Here is a 21,725-nt window from a genome sequence, read left to right as displayed (position 1 = left end):
CCGCGCCCATCAGTTTCTCGAAGCGGCGGAGCGGTAGCTCGTCCCGCTGCTCATCGCGAAACGGCTCGACGCCGGCGAGATAGGAGTAGACCTCGCCCTTGAGCGCCTCCGACACCGACCGCGCCCGCGTCCAGTCCTGGACGATCTCCCGTGAAGCACCCCGGCTGACGACGGGCACGAGCACCAGCGCCACGGCGGCCGCGACGGCGAGCACCCTGCCGAGCGTGGGATACGAGCCGATCGTCTGCGAGGCGGCCGTTCCCAGCACCGCTCCGGCGATGGTCAGCGCCAGCGTCACGCTGCCACAGATAGACGACGGCGTCGCTCGGGTTCACCGGTGTCACCATGGCGACATCCTATTTGCCTCTTGCCGGGCTCCGGCAGGTCCGCGGCGAGGCGTTCGCGAGACATTGTCTCGTCCCGCCGCGTACAGTCATCATTGAAGTTTCAACGTGACAGCGGGATGGTGGCGGATGCAGGTCCAGGAACTCGGGCACATCGTGCTCTACGTGCACAATCTCGACCGTTCCGTGGCCTTCTACCGGGACGTGCTCGGCTGGAACCAGCTCTCCGGAATCGACGGCGGCGGCAAGGTCGCGCTGTTCTCCGCGCCCACCGGCCGCACCCACCACGAGCTGCTGCTCATCGACGTCGGCGAGGACGCCGGGCGGCTGCCGACCGGGCGCCACGTGGGGCTCTACCACTTCGGCCTGAAGATCGGCGACAGCGACGACCAGCTCCGCGAAGCGTTGCAGCGCCTGAACGAAGCCGACGCCAAGGTGCTCGGCTCGAGCGATCACACCGTCACGCACAGCCTGTACGTGGCCGATCCCGACGGCAACGAGATCGAGCTCTACATCGACGTGCCCGGCGTGGACTGGCGCACCGACCCCAGCCTGATCGCCGCGCCCGTCAAGCCACTCGTCCTCTAGCGCTCGAGTCCCGCACGACCAGTTCGGGCTTGTACACCACGGCCTGGTGCACGTGGGGTTCGCTCTGCGGGCCCGTTTCCGCGATGAGCAGCTGCGCGGCGGCATACCCGAGCTTGACCGCGGGCTGGCGCACCGAGGTGAGCGGAACGGCGGCCGCGGCGGCGAATTCGATGTCGTCGTAGCCGACGATGGCCATTTCCTCCGGCACCCGGACCCCGCCCGCGACCATCGCCTGGAGCACGCCGAGCGCGAGCAGGTCGTTGGCGCAGAACACCGCTGTCGGCCGCGGGCTGAGCCCGATGATGCGCGCGCCGGCGTCGCGGCCGGACGCGACGTCGAGCCCTTCCACCTCCAGGACCGACAGCCGTGTGCCCGAAGCTCCGGACAGCGCCGCGCGTACGCCCGCCTCACGATCGCGGCACTGCGCGAGCACGGCGGGACCGTTGACGAAGGCGATCGACTGGTGGCCGGTGTCGATCAGGTGCTGCGCGGCGAGCGATCCGCCGACGACGTCGTCCACCGAAACCGAACACGCTTCGTCGGTGGTCACCGAGCGATCGACGAAGACGTAAGGGATTCCACTCCGCCGGAACGCGGTGAGACTGTTGCCCGAGGCGTCCACCGGGCTGAGCAGCACGCCCCGCACCCGCTGCTCGGCGAGCATCGCGAGGTACGAAGCCTCACGGTCCATCCGCTGACTGCTGTTGCAGGTGATGACGTTGAGGCCTTCGTCGTGCGCGGCCTGCTCGGCGCCGCGGGAGACGTCCACGAAGAACGGGTTTCCCAGGTCCAGCACGAGCAGCGCCAGCATCCGGCTGTGCCCGGCGCGCAGCTGCCGCGCGGACTCGTCACGGACGTAGCCCAGCTCCTGGATCACGGCCTGGACCCGGGCTCTCGTCGCGGGAGAGACCACATGCGGGCGATTGACCACGTTGGACACGGTCCCGATCGACACCCCGGCCCTGCTGGCGACGTCCTTGATCCCGACCATCAGCGAACCCTAGCATTGAAATGAAACGTTTCACAGTCCCATTTCAGAACCGCGAGAGAAGCCTGTCGCGCGCGGTTTCGAGATGGCTCGACATCGCCTTCTTCGCCAAGCCGGGCTTGCCCGAGGTCAGCGCCGCGACGACCTCACGGTGTTCGATGATCGTCTGCTCCCCGAACGGCTGATTGTAGAGCAGCCGGAAGCAGTGCAGATGACAGTGTGTCCTGGCGAAAGCCTGCTCGACGGCGCTGTTGCCGGCGAAGTTCAGGATCATCTCGTGCAGCCGCGTGTCATGGGCCGTCAACGCCTTGTAGGCCTCGTAATCGGCACCGGCCGGGGCGGACGGGCAGGTCTGGAGTTCGGTTTCGAGCGCGGCGGCCCGCGCGTCCGTCATCGCGGACGCGGCCTTGGCCGCGCTCGGTGGCTCCAGCATCAGCCGCAGCGCGTAGAGATCGTCGACTTCGCGCAGCGTCAGCAGCTCGGTGACGCGGTAGCCGCGCAGCGGGAGCCGGCTCACGAGTTCTTCGGATTCCAGGCGCGCGAGCGCTTCCCGGACCGGCGTGCCGGAGACGTCGAGTTCCCGCGCGATCTCGTCGATGTTGACCCTGGCGCCCGGAGCGATGCCGTGGTTCATGATCAGCATGCGGATCTGCTCGTAGACCCCGTCGGCGAGCACCTGCCTGTTCGGCAACGCCGCCAGCCGGCGGTCCTTGTCCTGCGCCGCTGCGTCCCGCACTGTCGAACCCTTCACTCGTGGAACCTTCCCCCGCGTTGACGCTCGAAATCCCCTTGGCTCAGCTTAGCGAAGCTCAGCGGGCGCGCCGGACTTCGAGGAGCATGGCCTGCTCGGGATTCAGCGTCGGCAGCGGAATTCCGGCTTCGGCCAGCACCACACCGGGCATCGTCACCCAGCCCTTCACCGCGGGCACGGTCCACGCCGGACCGGAGTTCTGGTGCGTGGACGGTAATCCGACGTCCTTCCTGATCCGTACTTCGTAAGTGAAGTTCGGGTCCAGGCCGGGAATCCGCACCCGCCCCGACTGTCCTTCAACCGACGTCGAAAGCCGCGCCCAGCAGTACAGCCCGCTCGTCGCGTCCGCCGAAACCACGCCGTGCAGCACGGTGGCGTCGTTGTCCAGATCGGCCCGGACGACCCGGCCGCTGTGCAGCAGACCACGGAATTCCCGGTACAGCGCGGCCCAAGCCGTGATCCGCTCCAGTTCCTCCGACGAGCACCGGGTCAGGTCCTGTTCGATCCCGGCGTGCCCGAACAACGCGGTGATGAGGCGGAAGGAATCCGCGGTGATCCGCCCGGTCGTGTGACTGCGTTCCGCGCCGACGTGGGAGCCGATCAGTTCGGGCGGGATCAGCTGGGCCGTCCAGCGCTGGATCGACTGCCGCTCCACTGGGTCGTTGCAGTCCGACGCCCATACCCGGTCGGTGCGGGCGAGGATGCCCAGGTCGACCCGGCCGCCGCCACTCGCGCAGCTTTCGATCTCCAACGCGGGATGCCGCTCCCTCAGCGCGTCGAGAAGCCGGTAGAGCGCCAGCGTCTGAGCGTGGACACCCGGCCGGTCGCGGCCGCCGGTTCCTCTGTGGACACCCTCGTGCAGCTCCCGGTTGTGGTCCCATTTCAGGTAGTCGATCCGGTACCGCGAAACGAGTTCGCTGATCGACTCGAGCAGGAAGTCCCACGCGCCGGTGTGCGCGAGGTTCAGGACGCACTGGTGCCTCGACGTCGGCCCGAGCCCGGCCGACGGGCCGAGAATCCATTCGGGATTCGCGCGTGCCAGGTCCGAATCGAGGTTGACCATCTCCGGTTCGAACCACAGTCCGAACTGCAGGCCGAGCCGGTGCACGTGGTCGGCCAGCGGGGCGAGCCCGTGCGGCCACACGGTTTCGTCGACCGTCCAGTCACCGAGCCCCGCCGTGTCGTCACGACGGCCGCGGAACCAGCCGTCGTCCAGCACGATCCGCTCGACGCCGACCTTCGCCGCGAGGTCGGTCAGCGCGAGCAGGCGCTCGAGATCGTGGTCGAAGTACACCGCTTCCCAGGTGTTCAGGAGCAACGGCCGTGGCGTGGACGAATGCCGCGCCCCCGCGCGCACGAAACCGTGGAACCGATCGGCCAGGCCGTCGAGGCCGTCGCCGGACCAGCCGAAGTAGCAGACCGGAGACTCGTAGGTCTCGCCGGGACCGAGCCGGATCTCCCCCGGCTTCAGCAGTTCACCGCCGCCAAGGGTGCGGGCATGCACCCCCGCACCCTCCGGCAGCCGCTCGACCAGGTATCGCTGGTTCCCGCTCCAGCCGACGTGCACCGCCCAGACCTCACCGGTCCGGAAGGTGAACCCCGGCACCCCGACCGTCACCAGGTACGGCGAGTCGAGACCCGGCTTGCCCCGGCGTACTTCCCTGACATAGCCGCCGAAACCGAGCGTCCCGCGCTGCGGACTCCGTTCCCGGCACCACTTCCCGGTGAAATCGAGCACCTCGGTGGCGCGGGACGGCAACGGCAGGAACGTGGACACGTCGGCCAGGTCATACGGCTCGGCGTTCTCGTCCCGCCGAGTCACTTTCGCTTGTACGGCGAGGATTCCGGAACCGCTCAGCCGGTACGCGACGACGACGTCGAGACCCGACAACGAATCCTCGAGCTCGACGACGAGCTCGCCGCCACCGTCCGGCAGGTCACGCTCCTCGGTGCCTACCAGACGCGGACGCGGTGTGGTCGCCGTGCCGCCCTGATGTCCTTGCAGCGCCGGGGTTCCGGACCAGCCCTCGGCTTCGGCCGGCCAGATCGAAAACCGGCGCGGTGTGTCGAGCGAGTTCTTCAGCACCGCCGCTTCGGCGGTGAGGCCCAGCGCGGCCAGCTCCGCGCCGGACAGCTCACCGAGATCCTTGCCCCAATGCAGCACCCGGGGTACGGGTTCGGTCAGTTCCACGACCAGGCTCGTCCCGGCCGCGCGCAACTGGACCACCCTGGGGCCGGTCATGGAATTCCCTTCCTACTTCTTCGCGAAGATCTCTTGGGTCTTCTGCTGCATTTCCGGGAAGACATCGTCGTTCCTGGCGTGCGAGAAGTACCCCTCGAGAAGCGGTTTGACCGCGGATTCGATCGCCGCGCCGCCGCCGTAGACCACCGACGGGTAGAGCACGCCGTTCTTCAGCGCGTCGGTGAACACCGCGAGATCGACGCCCTCGCCGGACATCGCCTTCGCGGAGGCGTCCATCGAAGCCGGGATCGACGGGAAGAACGAGCCCGTGGCCGACGCCACCGACTGGCACGCCTCGGTGCCCATGTAGGACACCCACTTCCAGGCCAGCTCCGGGTTCTTGGTACCGGCCCAGATGTTGTTGCCGTTGGAGTTGCTCAGCACCGCGCGGGTCTTGTTGTCCGGTCCGAGCACGGTCGGCGCGATCCCGACCTTGACGTTAGGCAGCTTCGCGAACGTCGACGCGTCCCACGAACCACCGGTGGCCATGGCGACCTTGCCCGAGCCGATGAGGTCGGTGGTGCTGACGGTGGCCTTGCCGCTGCCGCTGGTGAACTCACCGAAGTTCGGCGCGAAACCGCGGTCGGAAAGGCCGCGCATATAGGTCAGTGTCTTCACGAACCGCGGGTCGGCGTACTCGAACTTGGTCGGCCACGACGGTTTGTCGCCCTGGCGCCAGCCGAGGGTGGAGGCGAAGGAACTCCACGTCGTCTGCCCGATGAAGTCACCGGTGGCCATCACGCCCATGCCGTAGGTGGCGACCTGGGACTTGTCGAAGCCCGGTTCGTCCCCGCGAACGCCCTTCTTGTCGATGGTCAGCCGCGCGACCATCTTGTCGAAGGTGCCGCCGTCCTCGGGGTTCCAGTTCAGCTTGTCGACGTCGTCCTTGCTGTACCCGGCTTTGGCCAGCGCGTCGGCGTTGTAGTAGATCGCCGACGCGGCCCAGTCCAGCGGCAGGCCGTACTGCTTGCCGTCGGTGTACTTCCACGCGTCGACCCCGACCGAGTACTTCTTCAGGTCGAAGTTGTTCTTCGCGATGAGGTCGTCCATCGCCAGCAGCTGGTGCTGCGCGGTGTACGCCTGGAAGTACTGGACGCTGTTCTGGAAGGCGTCCGGGCCGTTGCCCGCCACGAAACTCGCGGTGAGCTTGGTGAAGTAGTCCTCGACGGCGTACTGCGAGATCTTCACCGTCGTGCCGGGGTTGGCCTTTTCGAAGTCGGTCGCGCAGCTCTTGTACGCGGCGGCCTGTTTGTCGTCCCAGGTCCACCAGTTGACCGTGCTCGAAGCGGCGGCGTCGGTGCCCGAGCAACCCGAGACGATCGCCACCATGCCCGAAACCAAGGCCAGTAAGGACAGTCTCTTCACTGAACGTCGGATCTTCATTGTTCCTCCGTGGTTCTATATCTGTAAGCCGAGCAGCGTGCGGAATTCAGGCAGCACGACAGCCAGATCCGCCGAGCCGCCCGCTTCGTGGGCGTTGTAGTCCCAGACGTTGATCTGTTTCTTCCCGCCGTAGTTGTGGAAGGCGCCGAACGCGGTGGACGGCGGGCAGATGTCGTCCATCAGCCCGGCGGAGAACCAGGCGGGAGCGTTGGCCTGGCCGGAAAAGCCGACACCGTCGAAATAGGACAGGGTGTCGAAGACCTGCTCCACCTCGCCTCGCCGCGCGGCGAGGTAGCCGACGATCTCCGTGTACGGCCGGGTGCCCGCGATGAGCGTCGCGCGGCGGATGTCGGTCATGAACGGTGCCTGCGCGTACACCGCGGCAAGGTCCGGCACCAGCCCGGCCACCGCCAGCGCGATACCGCCGCCCTGGCTTCCCCCGGCCACGCCGACGCGGGCCGGGTCGACGAAGTCGAGCGTGCGGACGGCTTCCACCGCGCGGACGGCGTCGGTGTAGACCCGGCGGTAGTAGTAGTCGTCCTTGTTCTCGATACCGCGGGTCATGAAGCCCGGGTAGGACGGACCGGCGCCGACCGGGTCCGCGGTGGCGCCGGGGAAGGTGTTCCCGCCCTGGCCGCGGGTGTCCATCAGCAGATGCGCGAACCCGGCGGACGACCACACCAGCTCGTCGAGCGGGGTACCGCGCCCGGCCGAGTAGCCGTGGAACTGCACGACCGCGGGCAGCGGGCCGGTGCGGTGACGCGGCAGCTTCAGCCAGGCGCGGATCGGGTGCCCGCCGAACCCGGAGAAGGTCACGTCGAACACGTCGAGGGTCGCCAGCGGGGTCTCGACCGGCTCCAGGTGTACCGCGAGCTCGTGTTCGCGGGCGGTGTCCAGTGTGGACGTCCAGAACTCGGCGAAATCAGCGGGCTTCCGGTACGCGCTGCGGTACTCCCAGAGGGCGGTCCGGTCCATGTCGGTCAGCAAGACGTCTCCATCCGTTCGATCTCCAACCGGATCTCCTGGCCCGCGGCGAGCCGGACTTGGGTGGCCCGCCCGCGGTAGTCGATCCTCACCGGCAGCCTTTCATCGCCGGTGATCCGCCGGATGATCGCGTCGGTCAGCCGCCCTTCGGCCCAGTACAGGTCGACCGACAGCCCGCCCCGGCACCGGACGCCGAGCGCGGAGCCGTCTGGCCACGCCTTCGGCAAGGCCGGCAGCAGGGAGACGACGCCGTTGTGGCTCTGCACCACCATTTCCAGCAGTGCGGCGGTGAAACCGTAGTTGCCGTCGATCTGGAACGGCGGGTGCGAGCTGAAGAGGTTGGGCAGCAGGCCGCCCCACTCCGAACCGTCGACCGGCGCGTCCCGGGTGAGGTCGCCGGTGAGCGGGCGGCTGGATTCGAGGAACAGTTCGCGGGCCGTCTCGCCGTCGCCAAGCCGGGCCCGCAGCGCGATCTTCCACGCCCACGACCAGCCCATGGCTCCGGGGCCACGGCGGTTGAGCAACTTGGTCGCGGCCGCCGCCAGCTCCGGTGTCCGCGCCGGGTCGATCTCGCCGAGCGGGTAGACCGCGACCATCTGCGACATGTGCCGATGGGACGGGTCCTCTTCGGTCAGGTCCTCGGCCCACTCCTGGAGCCAGCCACCGGCCGTCACCTTCGGCGGGCGCAACCGGGGCAGCGCGGCGCGGATCTCGGCGCAGACTTGATCGTCGATGCCGAGTGCGTCGGCGGCGGCGAGGCAGTGGGTGAACAGCGCTCGGATCAGGGACATGTCCATGGTCGGCGAGTGAGTGAGCGACTCGGGCCTGCCCTCGGCGGAGAGGAAGAGGTTTTCCGGTGAGGTGGCGGGGATCGTGTCGAGCCTGCCGTCCGGGCCCTCGGTGAGCCAGTCGAGGCAGAACTCCGCGCAGCCGCGGAGCAACGGCCAGCCTCGCTCGCGGAGGAACTCGGTGTCCACGGTGAACTCGTAGTGGTCCCAGACGTGCTGGGCCAGCCAGACGCCACCCATCATCCAGATCGCCCACGACGGGTTGCCGTGGCCCATACCGACCGGCAGCGACCAGCCCCAGGCGTCGGTGTTGTGGTGCGTGACCCAGCCACGGGCGCCGTAGAGCTCCTTGGCGACTTGGCCACCGGTCACCGCGAGTTTGTCCAAGAGATCGAACAGCGGGGTGTGACACTCGCTCAGCCCGGCCGTCTCGGCGGCCCAGTAGTTCATCTCGACGTTGATGTTGGTCGTGTAGTTCGACGACCAGGCCGGGCGGAGCTCTTCGTTCCACAGGCCCTGGAGGTTGGCGGGCGGGCCGGAGTCGGGCCGGGACGCCGAGGCCAGGAGGTACCGCCCCAGCTGGAAGATGACCGTGGCGGTGAGGAGTTCGTCCTTTCCGGACAGGATTTCGGTCTCGACGTCGTACGTGCCGCCGCGCCGGGAGCCGATCGTGAGGGACATCGAGCCGAGCAGTCCGCGCAGATCGGTTTCGTGCTCTCGCAACAGCTCGTCCCGGCCGGTCGCAAGCGCTTGCGTCGCGGTATCCGCCGCTCTGTCCACATGGGACTGACGGTTCACTGCCGTGCCTCCGGACCAGACGTCGGCCGCGGTGGTCGAGCTGGAAAGCGTGACGAGCGCGCGGGTCATGCCCAGCACGGTCGCCACGCCGTTCGTGAGGAGGCGGCCGTCCGTCTCGACTTTCGCCACCAGCGCGCCGAACGGGTCGTACTCCCCCGGCGTCCCGTCGGCGTACCGCAGCGGCTCGGCGACGGCTTCCTCGTGCCGGGGCGCGCCGTCGACCGGGATCTCGATGCCGAGCGACAGCGCGGTCTTGTGGACCACCCGCAGTGGCGACGACAGCTCCAGTCCTAAGTCGACAGTCCCGTCCTCGACCGTCAGCGCGATGCAGATCGCCTGCGCGGGACGGCTGACCCAGGTGAGCCGCTCGACACGGCGGCCACCCACGGTCAGTTCCTCGCGGACGACGCCGTTGTCGAGGTTGAGCGTCCGGCCGTGGTAGGCGTCCTCACCGTCGGCGCTCAGCGTCATCCACAGATCCGCGTAGGGCAGGTATTCCTGGCTGTACGGGCCTTCGAAGGACATCAGCAGCGACTCGGCGCGCCGGTAGTCCTCGTTCCGGATGGCCGCGCGGACCTCGGCGAGCCGGTCCGGTCCCGCACCGGCGGCGAGCACTCCGGCGAGGCCCTCGGCGGGACCGTCCGGGGTGCCCGACCACACCGTGGAGTCGTTGAGCTGGAACCGGCTGCGCCGCACGCCGCCGAAGACCATGGCGCCGAGGCGGCCGTTGCCGACCGGTGCCGCCTCGACCCACGCCGACGCGGGTTCGGCCCAGCCGAGCAGAAGATCCTGTGTCATTTGAGCCCCGTGAAGCCGATGGAGTTGACGATGCGCCGGCCGAAGACCATGAACAGCAGGAGCATCGGCAGCGCGGAGACGAGCGTGGCCGCCATCAGCCCGGCCCAGTCGGGCGACTGCTGCGGCGAGGACTGTTTGAACACCGCGAGCGCGAGCGTCAGCGGCCGCACGGTCTCGTCACTGGTCACCAAGAGCGGCCAGAAGTAGTCGTTCCAGCTGTTGATGAACGTCAGCAGGGACAGCGTGGCCATCGGCGCCGCGGTCATCGGCAGGATGATCCGGAAGAAGATCCGCAGCGGGCCGGCGCCGTCGATGATCGCGGCTTCCTCGATCTCCGTACTCAGGCCCAGCATGAACTGCCGCAGGAAGAAGATGTTGAACGCGGAGAAGAACGCGCCCGGCAGGATCATCCCGGCGAAGGTGTTCGTCAGCCCGAGATCCTTCACCAGTACGAAGTTCGGCAGCAGGGTCAGGATCGTCGGCACCATCAACGCGGTCAGCAGGACCGAGAAGACGACGTTGCGGCCCTTCCACTGCAAGCGGGAGAAGGCATACGCGGCCGTCGCGGAGAAGAACACGACCAGCGCGGTGAGCACCGAGGAGTAGATGATCGAGTTGCGGAGGAACAGCGGGGTGTCGAGCGCGGCACCCGAGCCGCCTTCGGCCTGCGCTTCCGCCGTCGTCGCCAGGCCGAGCGCGCGTTTGAACGCGCCGAGGGTGAAATCGACCGGCAGGAACGACGACGGGTCCGTGGACATGGCGAAGTTGTTGGACAGTGCCGTCCGCAGGATCCAGTAGAACGGGAACAGCGTGACGAGCAGGATGAGCGCGATGTAGATCCAGGCGACGATCCGGCCGAGGGGGATCTTCTTCATGACAGGCCTCCTCCTCAGTTGGTGTCGGATTCGTTGGCCCTCGCGAGCCGCAGCTGGGTAAAAGTAATCGCGATCAACATGACGAACAGGGCCAGCGACATCGTCGCGGCGTACCCGAAGTCGAACTGCCGGAAGGCCTTGTTGTAGATGTACATCTGCAGCACGTTCGACGCGTTCGCCGGGCCGCCCTGGGTGGTCACCGCGACGATGTCGAAGACCTGGAAGGAGCTGATGATCGTCAGGATCACCACCATCACCAGGATCGGCCGCAGCAACGGGAGGGTGAGCCGCCGGAACATCTGGAACTCCGTGGCGCCGTCGATCCGGCCGGCTTCGTACACCGTGACCGGGATCGTCTGGAGCCCGGCGAAGATGAGCACCGCGTTGTAGCCCATGGACTTCCACACGCTGATCAGCGCGAGTGACGGGATGGCCCAGTCGCTCGAGCCGAAGAACTTGATCGAGTCGCCGGTGAGCTTGCTGATCAGGACGTTGACGATGCCGAGCTGCGGGTCCAGCATCCAGGACCAGACGACCGCGGCGACAACGGCGGAAATGAGGAACGGCACCAGGATCAGGCCGCGGATGACCGTCGACTTCGTGAGCCGGTGCAGGACGACCGCTGTCGCCAGCGAGATCAGGATCCCGATGACCACGGCCAGCACGACGAAGTAGAGCGTGGCCCAGAGCGAGCCCCAGAACACTTCGTCGTTCAGCATCTGCGTGATGTTGGCCAGGCCCACCCAGTTGGGCGCGCTCAGCACGTGGAAGTCGGTGAAGCTGAGGTAGATGCCCCGCAGCGTCGGATAGGCGAAGAAGACGAGGAATCCGGCGACGGCGGGGGCGATGAGCAGCAGGGCGATCCGGCCGTCGTCGCGGTGGGCCGCGGCCGAACCCCGATGCGCGCTCTTTTTCTTGGTGGTACGGGCAGAAGGGGCCGTGGTGACGGTTCCGCTGCGATGTTCGGTGTGCGAGATCGCCACCACGGCACTCTCCTTTGTGGATAGTGGCCCGTTGCGGGCCGGTTACTCAGACGATGAGCTTGTCGATGTCCGCCACGGAGTCGTTCGCGTTGCCGAACTGGACGGTGTTGGTCCCCGCGTTGAGCGGCACCGAGATCGTCACGGTCTGGGCGGTGTCCCAGTCGTTGTTGTTGGATCCGGCGAAGGGCAGGTTGAACGACTTGCCGTTCACCGTGACCACGGCGGTCCGGCTGGAGTCCGCGTCGACGTAGCCGACGGTCATCACGTACGTCCCGGCCTTGGGGGCGGTGACGCCGTTGATGGTCAGCGAGCCGCTGCCACCGACGTTGCCGACCTTCTGACCACCGGAGCAACCCGAGCAGCCACCCACCGACGCGCCGCCGACAAGGGTGTTGCCCGAAGCCTCGGCCTCGTAGATCGACTGGCCACTGTTGGCCGGGGTGTTCAGCGGGATCCTCTTGCTGGGCGCCGAACCCTTACCGGACGAGTCCACCGCGACGACCGAGAAGCTGTGCGCCGAAGCCGGAGCGAGCCCGGAGACGGTCGCGGCGGTCCCCCGCACGGAAGCGACCTTCTTGGAGCCGTCGTAGACGTCGTACCAGCTGACCGGCTTCTTGCTGGGCGAGACGTCCCAAGCCAGCGACAGGGTGTTCGGCGTCGCGCCGATGCCGTGCACGCTCACCGGCATGGCCGGGGCGGTGGCGTTGTCCTTCGGGGTGATGCGCAGCAGCCGCGAGCCGTGGGCTGGCAGGTCGGCGCCGAAGCTGCCGTTCGAGGTGCCCAGGTCCTTGCGGCCCCAGACGTCCCGCACGCCGGCCATGCCGGACAGGCCGACGTCGGCCCAGTCCGCGGTGACCTTCGCCGGCGCGGAACCGAGGTTGAACAGCGCCACCGTGGTGCTGCCGTCGGCGTTGCGGGCGAACCAGGTCTGCTGCTCGGTCGCCTGGCTGACCGGCCTGGCGGGGATGCCGGCCTGGTCGATCGCGATGACCTCGTCGTTGGTCAGGAGCGAAAGACCGTAAGCGTCCAATTTGGTCAGATCGTCACCGGAGTACAGCGGTGCGGCCGAAATCGCCCACAGCGTCATCTTGCTCTGGCGCTCGGCTTCGTTGATGCCGTCCATCACGCCGTTGCCGACGACGATCGAGTCGAGGTTGTTCCAGTGACCGGGACCCGCGTCGGGGATCCACTGCACGACGTCGTTCCAGCGCTGCTTCACCGAGTTGTTCCAGGTGACGATGGTGTCGCAGTAGCACTCGACGTCGGTGTCGATCCGCCAGCCGTTGGTGTTGGCCTTCCAGACGTCGGCCTGCTTGTGGCTCAGGCCCCAGGAGATCACGTACTGGATGGGCCTGCCGGTCTCCTTGAGTGCCTTCGACCACGCGGCGACGTCGGCGGTGTTGTCGTAGTTCGCGCCGCCCTTGAACGAACCCGGGCCGACGCCGTCCATCTTGAGGAAGTCGACACCCCAGCTCGCGAGGGTGTTCGCCAGGGAATTGGCATACGACTGCGCGCACGGGTTGGCGTAGTCGATCTTATAGGAGCTGTCCCAGCCGTTGGTCTTGCGCAGGTCCGGGTAGACGATGTCCTTGGTGGTGCAGTTCGCGGCGCCGAAGATCGGCGTGGAGCCGTCGCGGTAGGCCAGCGGGTCGAGGCCGACGGCGAGGTACGCACCGAACTTGAGGCCCTTGCCGTGCACGTAGTCCGCGAGGAACTTCATGCCGTCCGGGAACTTCTTGAGGTCCGGCAGCGGACGGCCGAACTCGTCGAAGCCACCGAGCCAGCCCGCGTCGACGTTGACGTACTCGTAGCCGTGGTTCTTCAGCTTCGCGGCCATGACGTCGGCCTGCGCGATCACGTTCTTCTGGTTGAGCCAGCTCGCGGGACCGTCCGGGTTGACCCCGGGGAAGTTCGTCGACTGCAGGCTCCAGCTGCTCCAGCCCAGGTAAGGCTTCTGCGCCAGTGCGGCGTGCGCGTCGACCGCGGCGGGGGTCTGCTCGGGGGCGGCCGCGGCCGCGGGCACCTGCGTGACGGCGAGCGCGGTCAGGGGGACCAAAAGCGCGGTAAGCGCTTTCCATCGGGTGGATCTGGCGGAACTTGCCACGGTTACTCCATCTCTAGTGGGGACCTGGTGATGGCTTGCGGAAACTTCAGGCGACGCGGAGGTTGTCCATGGCGTCGCGATCCCAGGCGATACCGAGGCCGGGGCTTTCCGGGGCGATGGCGTGCCCGTCCTCCACGGTCATCTCCCGGGTGGTGATCGCCCGCAGCTGCGGGATGTGTTCGACGTAGCGGCCGTTCGGGATCGCCGCGGCCAGGCCGACGTGCAGCTCCATCAGGAAATGCGGGCAGACGTCCACATTGAACGTTTCCGCGAGATGCGCGACCTTCAGCCACGGCGTGATCCCGCCGATGCGCGCCACGTCGACCTGGACGATCGACGCCGCGCCGCGTTCGAGGTACTCGCGGAACTGGCCGGCCGAGTACATCGATTCGCCGACGGCGATGGGAATGGTGGTGGAGCGCGAAAGCCGGACGTGGCCGCTGACGTCGTCGGCGGGCAGCGGTTCCTCCAGCCAGGTCAGCGCGAGCGGTTTGAAGGTCTCCGCGCGGTGGATCGCTTCCGCGCAGGTCATGGACTGGTTGGCGTCGACCATGATCGGGAACCGCGGCCCGACGGCTTCGCGGACCGCGAGCAGGCGTTCGAAGTCCTCTACCGCGGTCGGCTTGCCCACTTTGAGCTTGATACCGCACCAGCCGGCGTCGACCGCCTTCACCGCCCCGGCGACGAGCTCCTCGGTGGACAGCTGCAGCCAGCCGCCTTCGGTGTCGTACAACGGGACCTTGGGCGCGAACCCGCCCGCGACGCGCCACAGTGGTTCGCCGGCGCGAAGGCATTTCAGGTCCCACAGCGCGGTGTCGACCGCTGCCAGCGCGAGTGAGGTGATCGCCCCGACCGTGGTCGACCTGGTGGAGGCGAAGAGATCGCGCCAGACGGCCTCGATCAGCCCTGCGTCGAGGCCAATGAGCCGGGGAAGCAGGTGATCACGTAGCAGCGCCAGCACGGCGGTGCCGCCCGTGCCGATCGTGTAGGAGTACCCGAGGCCGACCGCGCCGTCGTCGGTGGTCACCTCGACGAAAATCGTCTCCTGCGACAGGAACTGCTGGACGGCGTCCTTGCGGACCTGCTCCACGGCCAAGTTCACCAGGAACGCGTCGGCCTTGCGGACAGACGCACCGCGTGAACTTGGCTTCATCGCCATCCCCACAGATCCTATAGGATATTGGAAACTTGATTGTTACGACGCAGACGTCTCCTGTCAACAGACAACAACGGACTGTCCGCCGGACAAAAAACCCACGCCATCTGTCGACAGATGGCGATCTCTTGCGCGCGAGACGTCACGACATGTCGACATCTCGCGTCGCGCTCGACGCGGGGTATTAGGTGACGTCGACGTCGATGAGCAGGGAGGTCGAGGTGCCTGGGGCGAGGTCGGTCAGCGGGCCGAGTACCTCGCACTCGACGATGTGCGCGGGCGGGTTCAGGCCGCCCAGGTCGGCGAGCGGCTCGGGAAGGGGATGTTCCAGCCAGACCTCGAGCGGCGAGCCCGAGTCGGGATACTCGGCCGCGGGGTCGACGGTGAAGACCTGGGTCATCATGGCTTCGGAGCCCACGTAAGACACCCAGCCCACGCTCCCCGGGAAACCGAGTTTGCCGACGACATCCTGTCGCGGCACGACGACCAGATCTGGTGCGTTGTAACGGTATTCGGGCGTTCCGGTGCCCACGACCAGGCCGATGACCCGCGGATCCAGCGCCGGATCGAGTCCGATGTGGACATCGCCGCCGCCGGGCAGTTGGGTGACGTTCCACAGCGCCCATCGCACCGGGCGCTCGCTGACGTTGGTCGCGGTGAGCGTGAGGCGATACGACGTCTCACCGGGCATCAGCGTGATCGCGCGGGTGAGCCGCAGCCCGGTCCGCGGATCGTCACCACTGGTCATCGTGACGGTGACACCGTCCGATGTGGACTCGACGGCCGCGGTGTACGGGCCGGAGTCGAGCACCGGATCGGGCGGGCCCGCCCACTGGGCGTCGGTGTCCCAGCCCTGGGGCGCGGGCCAAGTCTTGTCACCGCCGTAGTTGACCCAGTCCCCCATCGCGCCCGCGACCGGCGAGGGCACGTGCCCGTTCACCGGCCGCAGCCACTCGTCCAGCAGCGACGCGTTGCGCCACAACAGTTCCACCGATCCGGCTCGCACGGACAGCAACCGGCCGCCGAGCGCCGGGACCAGTCCCAGGCGCAGCAGCCCGTTGTCCAGCCACAGTGGCCCCGCAGGGTCTCGGTCTACCACGACCGCGCTCACCATTCGGCGAAACCACCGTCTTCGTGCCGCCAGATCGGGCTCCGCCAGCTGTGCCCGATCTCCGCCGCGCGCCGCACCGCGTCCTCGTCGACCTCGATGCCGAGACCGGGACCCATCGGCCGGTTCGCGTACCCGTCGACGAAATCGAACGGAGAGGTGTCGACGAGGTAGTTCGTCAGCTCAGCGCCACCGTTGTAATGCAGGCGCACACTTTGTTCCTGGATAAGGAAGTTCGGTGTCGCGAACGCCAGCTGCAGGCTCGCGGCGAGCGAGATCGGGCCCAGCGGACAATGCGGTGCCAGGCTCGCGCCGTAGATCTCGGCGAGCGACGCGATCCGCCGGACCTCGGAGATCCCACCGGCGTGCGACGGATCGGGCTGCACCACCGCGACTCCGGCGTCCAGCACCGGTTTGAACTCCCAACGTGAGTACAGCCGCTCCCCCATCGCGATCGGCGCGGTACTGGCTTCGACCACCGAGGCGAGCGCGTTTCCTTGTGTCTCAGGCAGAACCGGTTCTTCGATGAACATCGGGCGGACCTCTTCGAGCATCCTTACGAGTCTCCTGGCCATCGCCGGGGACGCGCGGCCGTGGAAGTCGATCGCCAGGTCCCGATCCGGCCCCAGCGCCTCACGCGCCTCCCAAGCCCGCGCGAGCGCCGCGTCCGCCTCGGCGGGCGACGCGATCGCGGTCATCGGGCCGGACACGTTCATCTTCACCGCGGTGAACCCGGCTTCGACCTGGGCGGTCACGGCTTCGCGGATGGCGGCCGGCCGGTCTCCGCCGACCCACGAGTACACCCGCACCTTGTCGCGGACCGGCCCGCCGAGCAGTTCGTGCACCGGAGCGGACCGCGCTTTCCCGGCTATGTCCCAAAAAGCGTGGTCGAACCCGGCGAGCGCGCTGGACAGCACCGGGCCGCCGCGGTAGAAACCGCCGCGCCGCAGCACCTGCCAGTGGTCCTCGATGCGCAACGGGTCCTGGCCGATCACCAGGTCGGCCAGTTCGTGCACGGCGGCACGGACGGTCTCGGCGCGCCCCTCGACCACCGGCTCACCCCAGCCGCTGATGCCCTCGTCCGTGCTGACCTTCAAGAACAGCCAGCGTGGCGCGACCAGAAACGTTTCAATCCCGGTGATCTTCACCTGCGCCCCCTCATGCCGAATCCTTGGCGGCGGACCAGCCGCCGTCGACCACCAGCTCGGCGCCCGAGACGAAGGACGCCGCCGGTGACAGCAGGAACGAGATCACCGAGGCCACCTCGCCGGGCTCGCCGAGCCGCCCCGCCGGCGTGGCCCGCGCGCTGCGTTGACGATCTTCTTCGCTCACCCTGTCCCAGGCCCGGGTGAGCACCGGCCCCGGCAGCACGGCGTTGACCCGCACGGCCGGACCGTACTCCACGGCGAGCTGCCGCGAGAGCGAGACGAGCCCGCCCTTGGTCGCGGCGTACCCCGGATGTCCGGGAAGTCCGAACTTCGCGTGCACCGACGAGACGAGCACGACGGACCCGCCGCGGCTCGTCATCGTCGGCAGGCACGCCCGGAGACCGAGGTACGCCCCGGTGAGATTGACGTCGAGCTGACGGGACCACTCGTCCCGGCTCGTTTCGTGCAGCTTCTTGACCGTGGCCGCGTAGGCGTTGCTGACCAGCGCGTCGACCCCGCCGGCCAGCCGCTCGGCCGTGGCCAGCACCTCGGCCCAGGTCGCGTCGGCCGTCACGTCCCCCACGACCGCGTGGACCCCGGGGAGTTCGGTGACCGCCGCCGAGACGTCGACGGCGATCACCTCGTACCCGTCTTCCGCGAGCCGGAGGGCCGTCGCGGCACCGATGCCCGCTGCGGCTCCGGACACCACTGCGCACCGCGACGCCATACCCGTACCTCCCGTTGTTACGTTGAACAGTAGTAAAGCTTGCGTACTACAACTTGGCCTGGTGGATCCGGTTGTCCGGACCGCGGACAGCCAGCCAGGCCGAACCGTTGTCGCCCGCCGCGGCACCGACCGCGCCGACCATGCTGTTGCTGGCGTACTCGCCGCGCTTGAACCAGCCCTGCCAGGCTCCGCCGGTGTGGTTGACCTGCCACAGCGTGTAGTCACCGGCGCGGGCGAAGAGGTACACCCGGCCGAGCGTCGCGACCAGCGTCGGACTGCCGCTGATCACGCCACCGATGCCCGACCACTCGGACCAGACACCGGTGGCGTTGTCCCTGGACCGCGTCCACACGCTGTCGTCAGCAGCGCGGATCGCGATATGCGTCGCCGTGCCGTCGTCGGCCGCGCCCGGCCTGCCGTAGATCGCCTTGCCGTCCGGCGCGCTCACACTGGACCAGTCACCGCTCTGCGCGCGGGTCCACACCAGGCCGTCCTGACCCCGGGTGAACAGCGACCACGATTCGGGGCTGGTAAAGGCGACCGACGGCGAATCCGTGAGCCGTCCGCCGAGGTTCACCCACTGGCCCCAGCGGCCGTCGCGGAACGTGCGCTGGTACGCCGCGTTGTCCAGACCACGGACGAAGACGTCCAACCTGCCGTCCGCACTCGCGAACGCCGAGGGCTGGCCGAGGATCTTGCCGTGGGTCGGGCCGCCGAGGTCGTTCCAGCGCTGCGACCAGGTCGTGCCGTCGAGGGCCTGCTGCTGCAGGGACCCGTTGGCGCCACGGACGAACGCCGACGCGTGGGTGTCGTCGATCCGCGCCAGTGCCGGGCTCGCCGAGACGTTGCCGCCGAGGTCGGCGCCGGGCACCAGATCGGTGCCACGCAAGCGGAGGAACGCGGTGCCGTGCGCGGGAACCGTGGTGGTGTAGGAATCCGACGCGGTGCCACGGTCGGCCCGCGCCCGGAGGTCACGGACGGATACCGAACCCTGCAGCCCGGCGTCGGCGAAGGTGACCGTCATCGGGGCGGCCGTCTCGCCGCGGTTGAGCAGGACCACCGCGCGTTGTCCCTTACCGGACAACACCTTGCTGTAGACGTCGGTGCTGCCGGAGTTCGCGACACGCACGCCCTGGATCACCAGCGGATCCTGGTTGACGGCGAGGATTTCCGGGTTCTTCAGCGTGTTGATCATCGACGCCGGCAGCGTGCGCGGGTCCGAACCGATGATCAGCGGTGAGGCCATCTCCGACCACATGACGAATTGTGTGGTCGATTCCTCTTCGTTGAGCTCGTAGTTCCCGTTCTCCGCCTTGCGCATCGGGATCAGGTAGTCCGGGTCGTTGAAGTGCCCGGGGCCGTGTGCTTCGGAATGGGCGGCGTTGTCGTCCATGTTCCGGAGCATGTCCTTCCAGATGCCCTCGTACGGCGTGCCGAACGCGACGTCGGTGTCGGTGCGCCACGAGTCGGCGGTCGTCGGGCCGAAGGTGTAGGAGAACCCGGCCTGCTGATCCGCCGGATAGTTGCCCCACGCGCCGGTCACCGGGTTGCAGACGTTGAGCAGCATCGGGCGGCCCGCCTTCTGGACCGCCTTGCTGAACGCGCCGAACGCTTCGGCCGGCTTGAGGTTCTGCGCGATACCGCACAGGAAGTCGATCTTGATCGCGTCGAACTTCCAGTTGGCGAACCGTTTCGCGTCGGCGTCGTAGTACCCGCCGCCGCTGCCCGCCGCGCAGTTCTTGCCGTCGGAGGCACCGGCGTCGGTGTAGATACCCGCGAGCAGCTTGCGGCTGTGCAGGTAGCTGACCAGCGCGGGGATACCGGACGGGAACTTCGCCGGGTCGGCCAGGAGGTTGCCCTGCGCGTCACGCGGCGTCGGCGCGGTCCAGCCGCCGTCGATCCAGACGTACTTGTAGCCCGCGTCGCGCAGGCCGGTGTCGACCAGGTGGTCGGCGATGGACTTGATCGCGGCCTCGTTCGGCGCGCCGATGCCGAAGTAGGTGTTCCAGCCCATGTACGGGGTGTCGGAGATGCCGCTGGAGTAGTAGTCGGGGGCGCCTTGGTCGTCTCCGGCGGAGGCCGGGCCCGCGGCTACGAAGAGGGAGGCCACGGTCGCCGTCACGGCGAGTACGGCGATGAGGAGTCTTCGCCCACGGGTGCGCGTCGGCGTGGACGGTACGGGTCGGTCGAGCATCAGTGCTCACCTTTCGTCGTCGGACTCGCCGCAGCATGCCGGGCCGGAGATCTCCCTGTCAATAATAAATACTAAATTATCATTTAGGTGTAGGGTAAAACCGCCCCGACGCCGACCCGCACGGAGACGAACCCCGGCCATGGACACCCCAGAAGTCGTGACCCTCGGCGAAACGATGCACCTGCTGCTCGCCGAGTACGGCGTCGCGCTGCGCCGCGCCGGTACGTTCCGCAGTTCGATCGCCGGGGCGGAAACGAACGTCGCGGTGGGCTTGAGCAGGCTGGGTCATCGGACTCGGTGGCTCAGCCGAGTCGGCGCGGATCCCTCCGGTGCCGCGGTGCTGGCGCTGCTGCGCGCCGACGGCGTCGACGTGTCGGCGGTCGAGGTGGATCCGGCGGGTTTCACCGGGTTGCTGATGCGGGACTGTCATGCGAGCCGGGCCATCGACGTCCAGTACCACCGGGTGGGGTCGGCGGCTTCCGCGCTCTCGGCCGACTACGTGCGCAGAACCGGATTGTCGGGCGCACGGCTGGTCCACGTCACCGGGATCACGGCGATGCTGTCCGAGTCCGCCCGTGAGGCCGTGCTGGAGTTCATGGAACTCGCGCACCGCGAGGGCGCGCTCGTCTCGTTCGATCCGAACGTGCGGCACAAGCTCGGCTCCCCCGAACGCTGGCGTGACACCGTCGGGCCCTTGCTGGCCCACGCCGACCTGATCTTCACCGGGACCGACGAACTCGAGCTCGTCACCGGGCACTCCGACGGCGCCGCGCTGCTGGACGGCCGGGCTCGCGTCGTGGTGGTGAAGCACCCGGACAAGAGCGCCGAAGTCATCACCCGGGAAGGCCGCTGGCGCCAGGAAACCTTGGCGCGGACCGTTTTGGACCCCGTGGGCGCGGGCGACGCGCTGACCTCGGGTTACCTTTCGGCGTGGCTACGCGGCGCATCCCCGGAAGACGCCCTGCGCGCCGGAGCGGTGTCCGCGGCCCTCGTGGTCGGCACGGTCACCGACACCGAAGGCCTGCCCGACAGCGCGGAACAGGAACGGGCACTACGTTCACTCACCGGCGACCACGAAACCGTGGCCCGCTGACCGACAAGGAGATTTCGTGACCTACCGCTGGGAAATCGCGCAAGCCATGCTGCGGCAGGGTGTCGTCGGCATCGTGCGGACGCCGACCGCCGAAACCGCCGTCGCCGGGGCGCGCACGCTCCTCGACGCCGGACTCCTGTCGGTGGAGGTCCCGCTGACCAACCCGGGCGCGCTGCGCGCCATCGAGCAACTCGTCGCCGAGTACCCGGCCGCGACCATCGGCGCCGGGACCGTCCTGGACGAAGCCTCCGCGGTCGCCGCTATCCGGGCCGGGGCGCGCTTCCTGGTGTCCCCCAACCTGAACGTCGAGGTCGTCCGCGCCGCCAACCGCTACGGCGCCGCGTCACTGCCCGCGGCCGGGACCGTCACCGAGATCATGCACGCCCTGGAAGCCGGTGCGGACGCCGTCAAGCTGTTCCCCGGCTCCGCCCTGACCCCGCGCTGGATCTCCGACGTCCGCGCCGCGCTCCCCCAGGCGCCGCTGGTCCCGACCGGCGGTATCGACGCCGAAGACGTCCCGGAGTGGCTCGCCGCCGGAGCCGTCGCGTGCGGGATCGGCTCGTCCCTGATGCGGGGCACCGCCGAAGAAATCCGCACCCGAGTGGGGAAACTCGTCGCCAGGTAACCTCGCTACCCGGCGTGCGCGACTACCGCCATCTGTCGACAGATGGCG

At 68.2% G+C, this 21,725-nt stretch carries 17 protein-coding genes and 1 pseudogene; 3 read left to right on the top strand and 15 right to left on the bottom strand.

Annotation, left to right across the window (positions count from 1 at the left end; genetic code table 11):
* Positions 1–16: 16 nt before the first annotated feature.
* Positions 17–298 (bottom strand): annotated as a pseudogene (locus tag VGP60_RS41785) (DUF4231 domain-containing protein); the annotation flags it as partial.
* A 154-nt stretch (positions 299–452) separates the two neighbouring features.
* On the opposite strand from VGP60_RS41785, the gene VGP60_RS24850 reads away from it, so the two are divergent.
* Positions 453–932: a VOC family protein gene (locus VGP60_RS24850; protein ID WP_327550491.1), complete on the top strand. Its 480-nt coding sequence runs from the start codon at positions 453–455 to the stop codon at positions 930–932.
* Here VGP60_RS24850 and VGP60_RS24845 read toward each other — a convergent pair.
* The 14 genes from VGP60_RS24845 to VGP60_RS24780 form a co-directional block, all read right to left on the bottom strand.
* The gene (locus VGP60_RS24845; RefSeq protein ID WP_327550490.1) at positions 913–1,923 is read right to left on the bottom strand and encodes a LacI family DNA-binding transcriptional regulator; all 1,011 of its coding nucleotides are present in this window, start codon (positions 1,921–1,923) and stop codon (positions 913–915) included. The two genes, VGP60_RS24850 and VGP60_RS24845, sit on opposite strands and share 20 nt — an antisense overlap.
* 43 nt (positions 1,924–1,966) lie before the next feature.
* Positions 1,967–2,671 (bottom strand): GntR family transcriptional regulator, encoded by a 705-nt coding sequence (locus VGP60_RS24840; protein ID WP_327550489.1) that lies wholly within the window; start codon positions 2,669–2,671, stop codon positions 1,967–1,969.
* Between the two features lie 58 nt (positions 2,672–2,729).
* The gene (locus VGP60_RS24835; RefSeq protein ID WP_327550488.1) at positions 2,730–4,913 is read right to left on the bottom strand and encodes an alpha-galactosidase; all 2,184 of its coding nucleotides are present in this window, start codon (positions 4,911–4,913) and stop codon (positions 2,730–2,732) included.
* 12 nt (positions 4,914–4,925) lie between these two features.
* Entirely contained in the window at positions 4,926–6,296 is a 1,371-nt protein-coding gene (locus VGP60_RS24830) for a sugar ABC transporter substrate-binding protein (RefSeq protein ID WP_327550487.1), read from the bottom strand.
* A 15-nt stretch (positions 6,297–6,311) separates the two neighbouring features.
* On the bottom strand, positions 6,312–7,283 hold the full coding sequence (locus VGP60_RS24825; protein ID WP_327550486.1) for an acetylxylan esterase: 972 nt from the start codon (positions 7,281–7,283) through the stop codon (positions 6,312–6,314).
* Positions 7,277–9,664 carry a glycosyl hydrolase family 95 catalytic domain-containing protein gene (locus VGP60_RS24820; protein WP_327550485.1) on the bottom strand — a complete coding sequence of 796 codons (2,388 nt, stop codon included), beginning with the start codon at positions 9,662–9,664 and terminating at the stop codon, positions 7,277–7,279. Before VGP60_RS24820 ends, VGP60_RS24825 begins: the two co-directional genes overlap by 7 nt.
* Complete coding sequence (locus VGP60_RS24815) at positions 9,661–10,539, bottom strand: carbohydrate ABC transporter permease (RefSeq protein ID WP_327550484.1); 879 nt, start codon at positions 10,537–10,539, stop codon at positions 9,661–9,663. Before VGP60_RS24815 ends, VGP60_RS24820 begins: the two co-directional genes overlap by 4 nt.
* A gap of 14 nt (positions 10,540–10,553) precedes the next feature.
* Positions 10,554–11,525 carry a sugar ABC transporter permease gene (locus tag VGP60_RS24810; RefSeq protein WP_327550483.1) on the bottom strand — a complete coding sequence of 324 codons (972 nt, stop codon included), beginning with the start codon at positions 11,523–11,525 and terminating at the stop codon, positions 10,554–10,556.
* Positions 11,526–11,568: 43 nt separating this feature from the next.
* Positions 11,569–13,626, bottom strand: a complete 2,058-nt coding sequence (locus VGP60_RS24805) for an alpha-galactosidase D (protein ID WP_327550482.1) — start codon at positions 13,624–13,626, stop codon at positions 11,569–11,571.
* 46 nt (positions 13,627–13,672) lie between these two features.
* On the bottom strand, positions 13,673–14,785 hold the full coding sequence (locus VGP60_RS24800) for a mandelate racemase/muconate lactonizing enzyme family protein (RefSeq protein WP_327550481.1): 1,113 nt from the start codon (positions 14,783–14,785) through the stop codon (positions 13,673–13,675).
* A 181-nt stretch (positions 14,786–14,966) separates the two neighbouring features.
* Positions 14,967–15,881, bottom strand: a complete 915-nt coding sequence (locus tag VGP60_RS24795; protein ID WP_327550480.1) for a DUF4380 domain-containing protein — start codon at positions 15,879–15,881, stop codon at positions 14,967–14,969.
* 8 nt (positions 15,882–15,889) lie between these two features.
* Positions 15,890–17,038, bottom strand: a complete 1,149-nt coding sequence (dgoD, locus tag VGP60_RS24790) for a galactonate dehydratase (RefSeq protein WP_327550479.1) — start codon at positions 17,036–17,038, stop codon at positions 15,890–15,892.
* Positions 17,039–17,048: 10 nt separating this feature from the next.
* On the bottom strand, positions 17,049–17,765 hold the full coding sequence (locus VGP60_RS24785; protein WP_327550478.1) for an SDR family oxidoreductase: 717 nt from the start codon (positions 17,763–17,765) through the stop codon (positions 17,049–17,051).
* Between the two features lie 46 nt (positions 17,766–17,811).
* Entirely contained in the window at positions 17,812–19,959 is a 2,148-nt protein-coding gene (locus VGP60_RS24780; protein WP_327550477.1) for a hypothetical protein, read from the bottom strand.
* A gap of 139 nt (positions 19,960–20,098) precedes the next feature.
* Here VGP60_RS24780 and VGP60_RS24775 point away from each other — a divergent pair, with 139 nt between their 5' ends.
* Both VGP60_RS24775 and VGP60_RS24770 read left to right on the top strand, forming a co-directional pair.
* Positions 20,099–21,052, top strand: coding sequence for a sugar kinase (locus VGP60_RS24775; protein WP_327550476.1), 954 nt, complete (start codon positions 20,099–20,101; stop codon positions 21,050–21,052).
* A gap of 16 nt (positions 21,053–21,068) precedes the next feature.
* Entirely contained in the window at positions 21,069–21,677 is a 609-nt protein-coding gene (locus VGP60_RS24770; protein ID WP_327550475.1) for a bifunctional 4-hydroxy-2-oxoglutarate aldolase/2-dehydro-3-deoxy-phosphogluconate aldolase, read from the top strand.
* Positions 21,678–21,725: the final 48 nt, after the last annotated feature.

It is taken from the genome of Amycolatopsis sp., assembly GCF_036008905.1.
Lineage (GTDB): Bacteria > Actinomycetota > Actinomycetes > Mycobacteriales > Pseudonocardiaceae > Amycolatopsis.
This window is presented reverse-complemented; position numbering and strand designations above follow the sequence as displayed.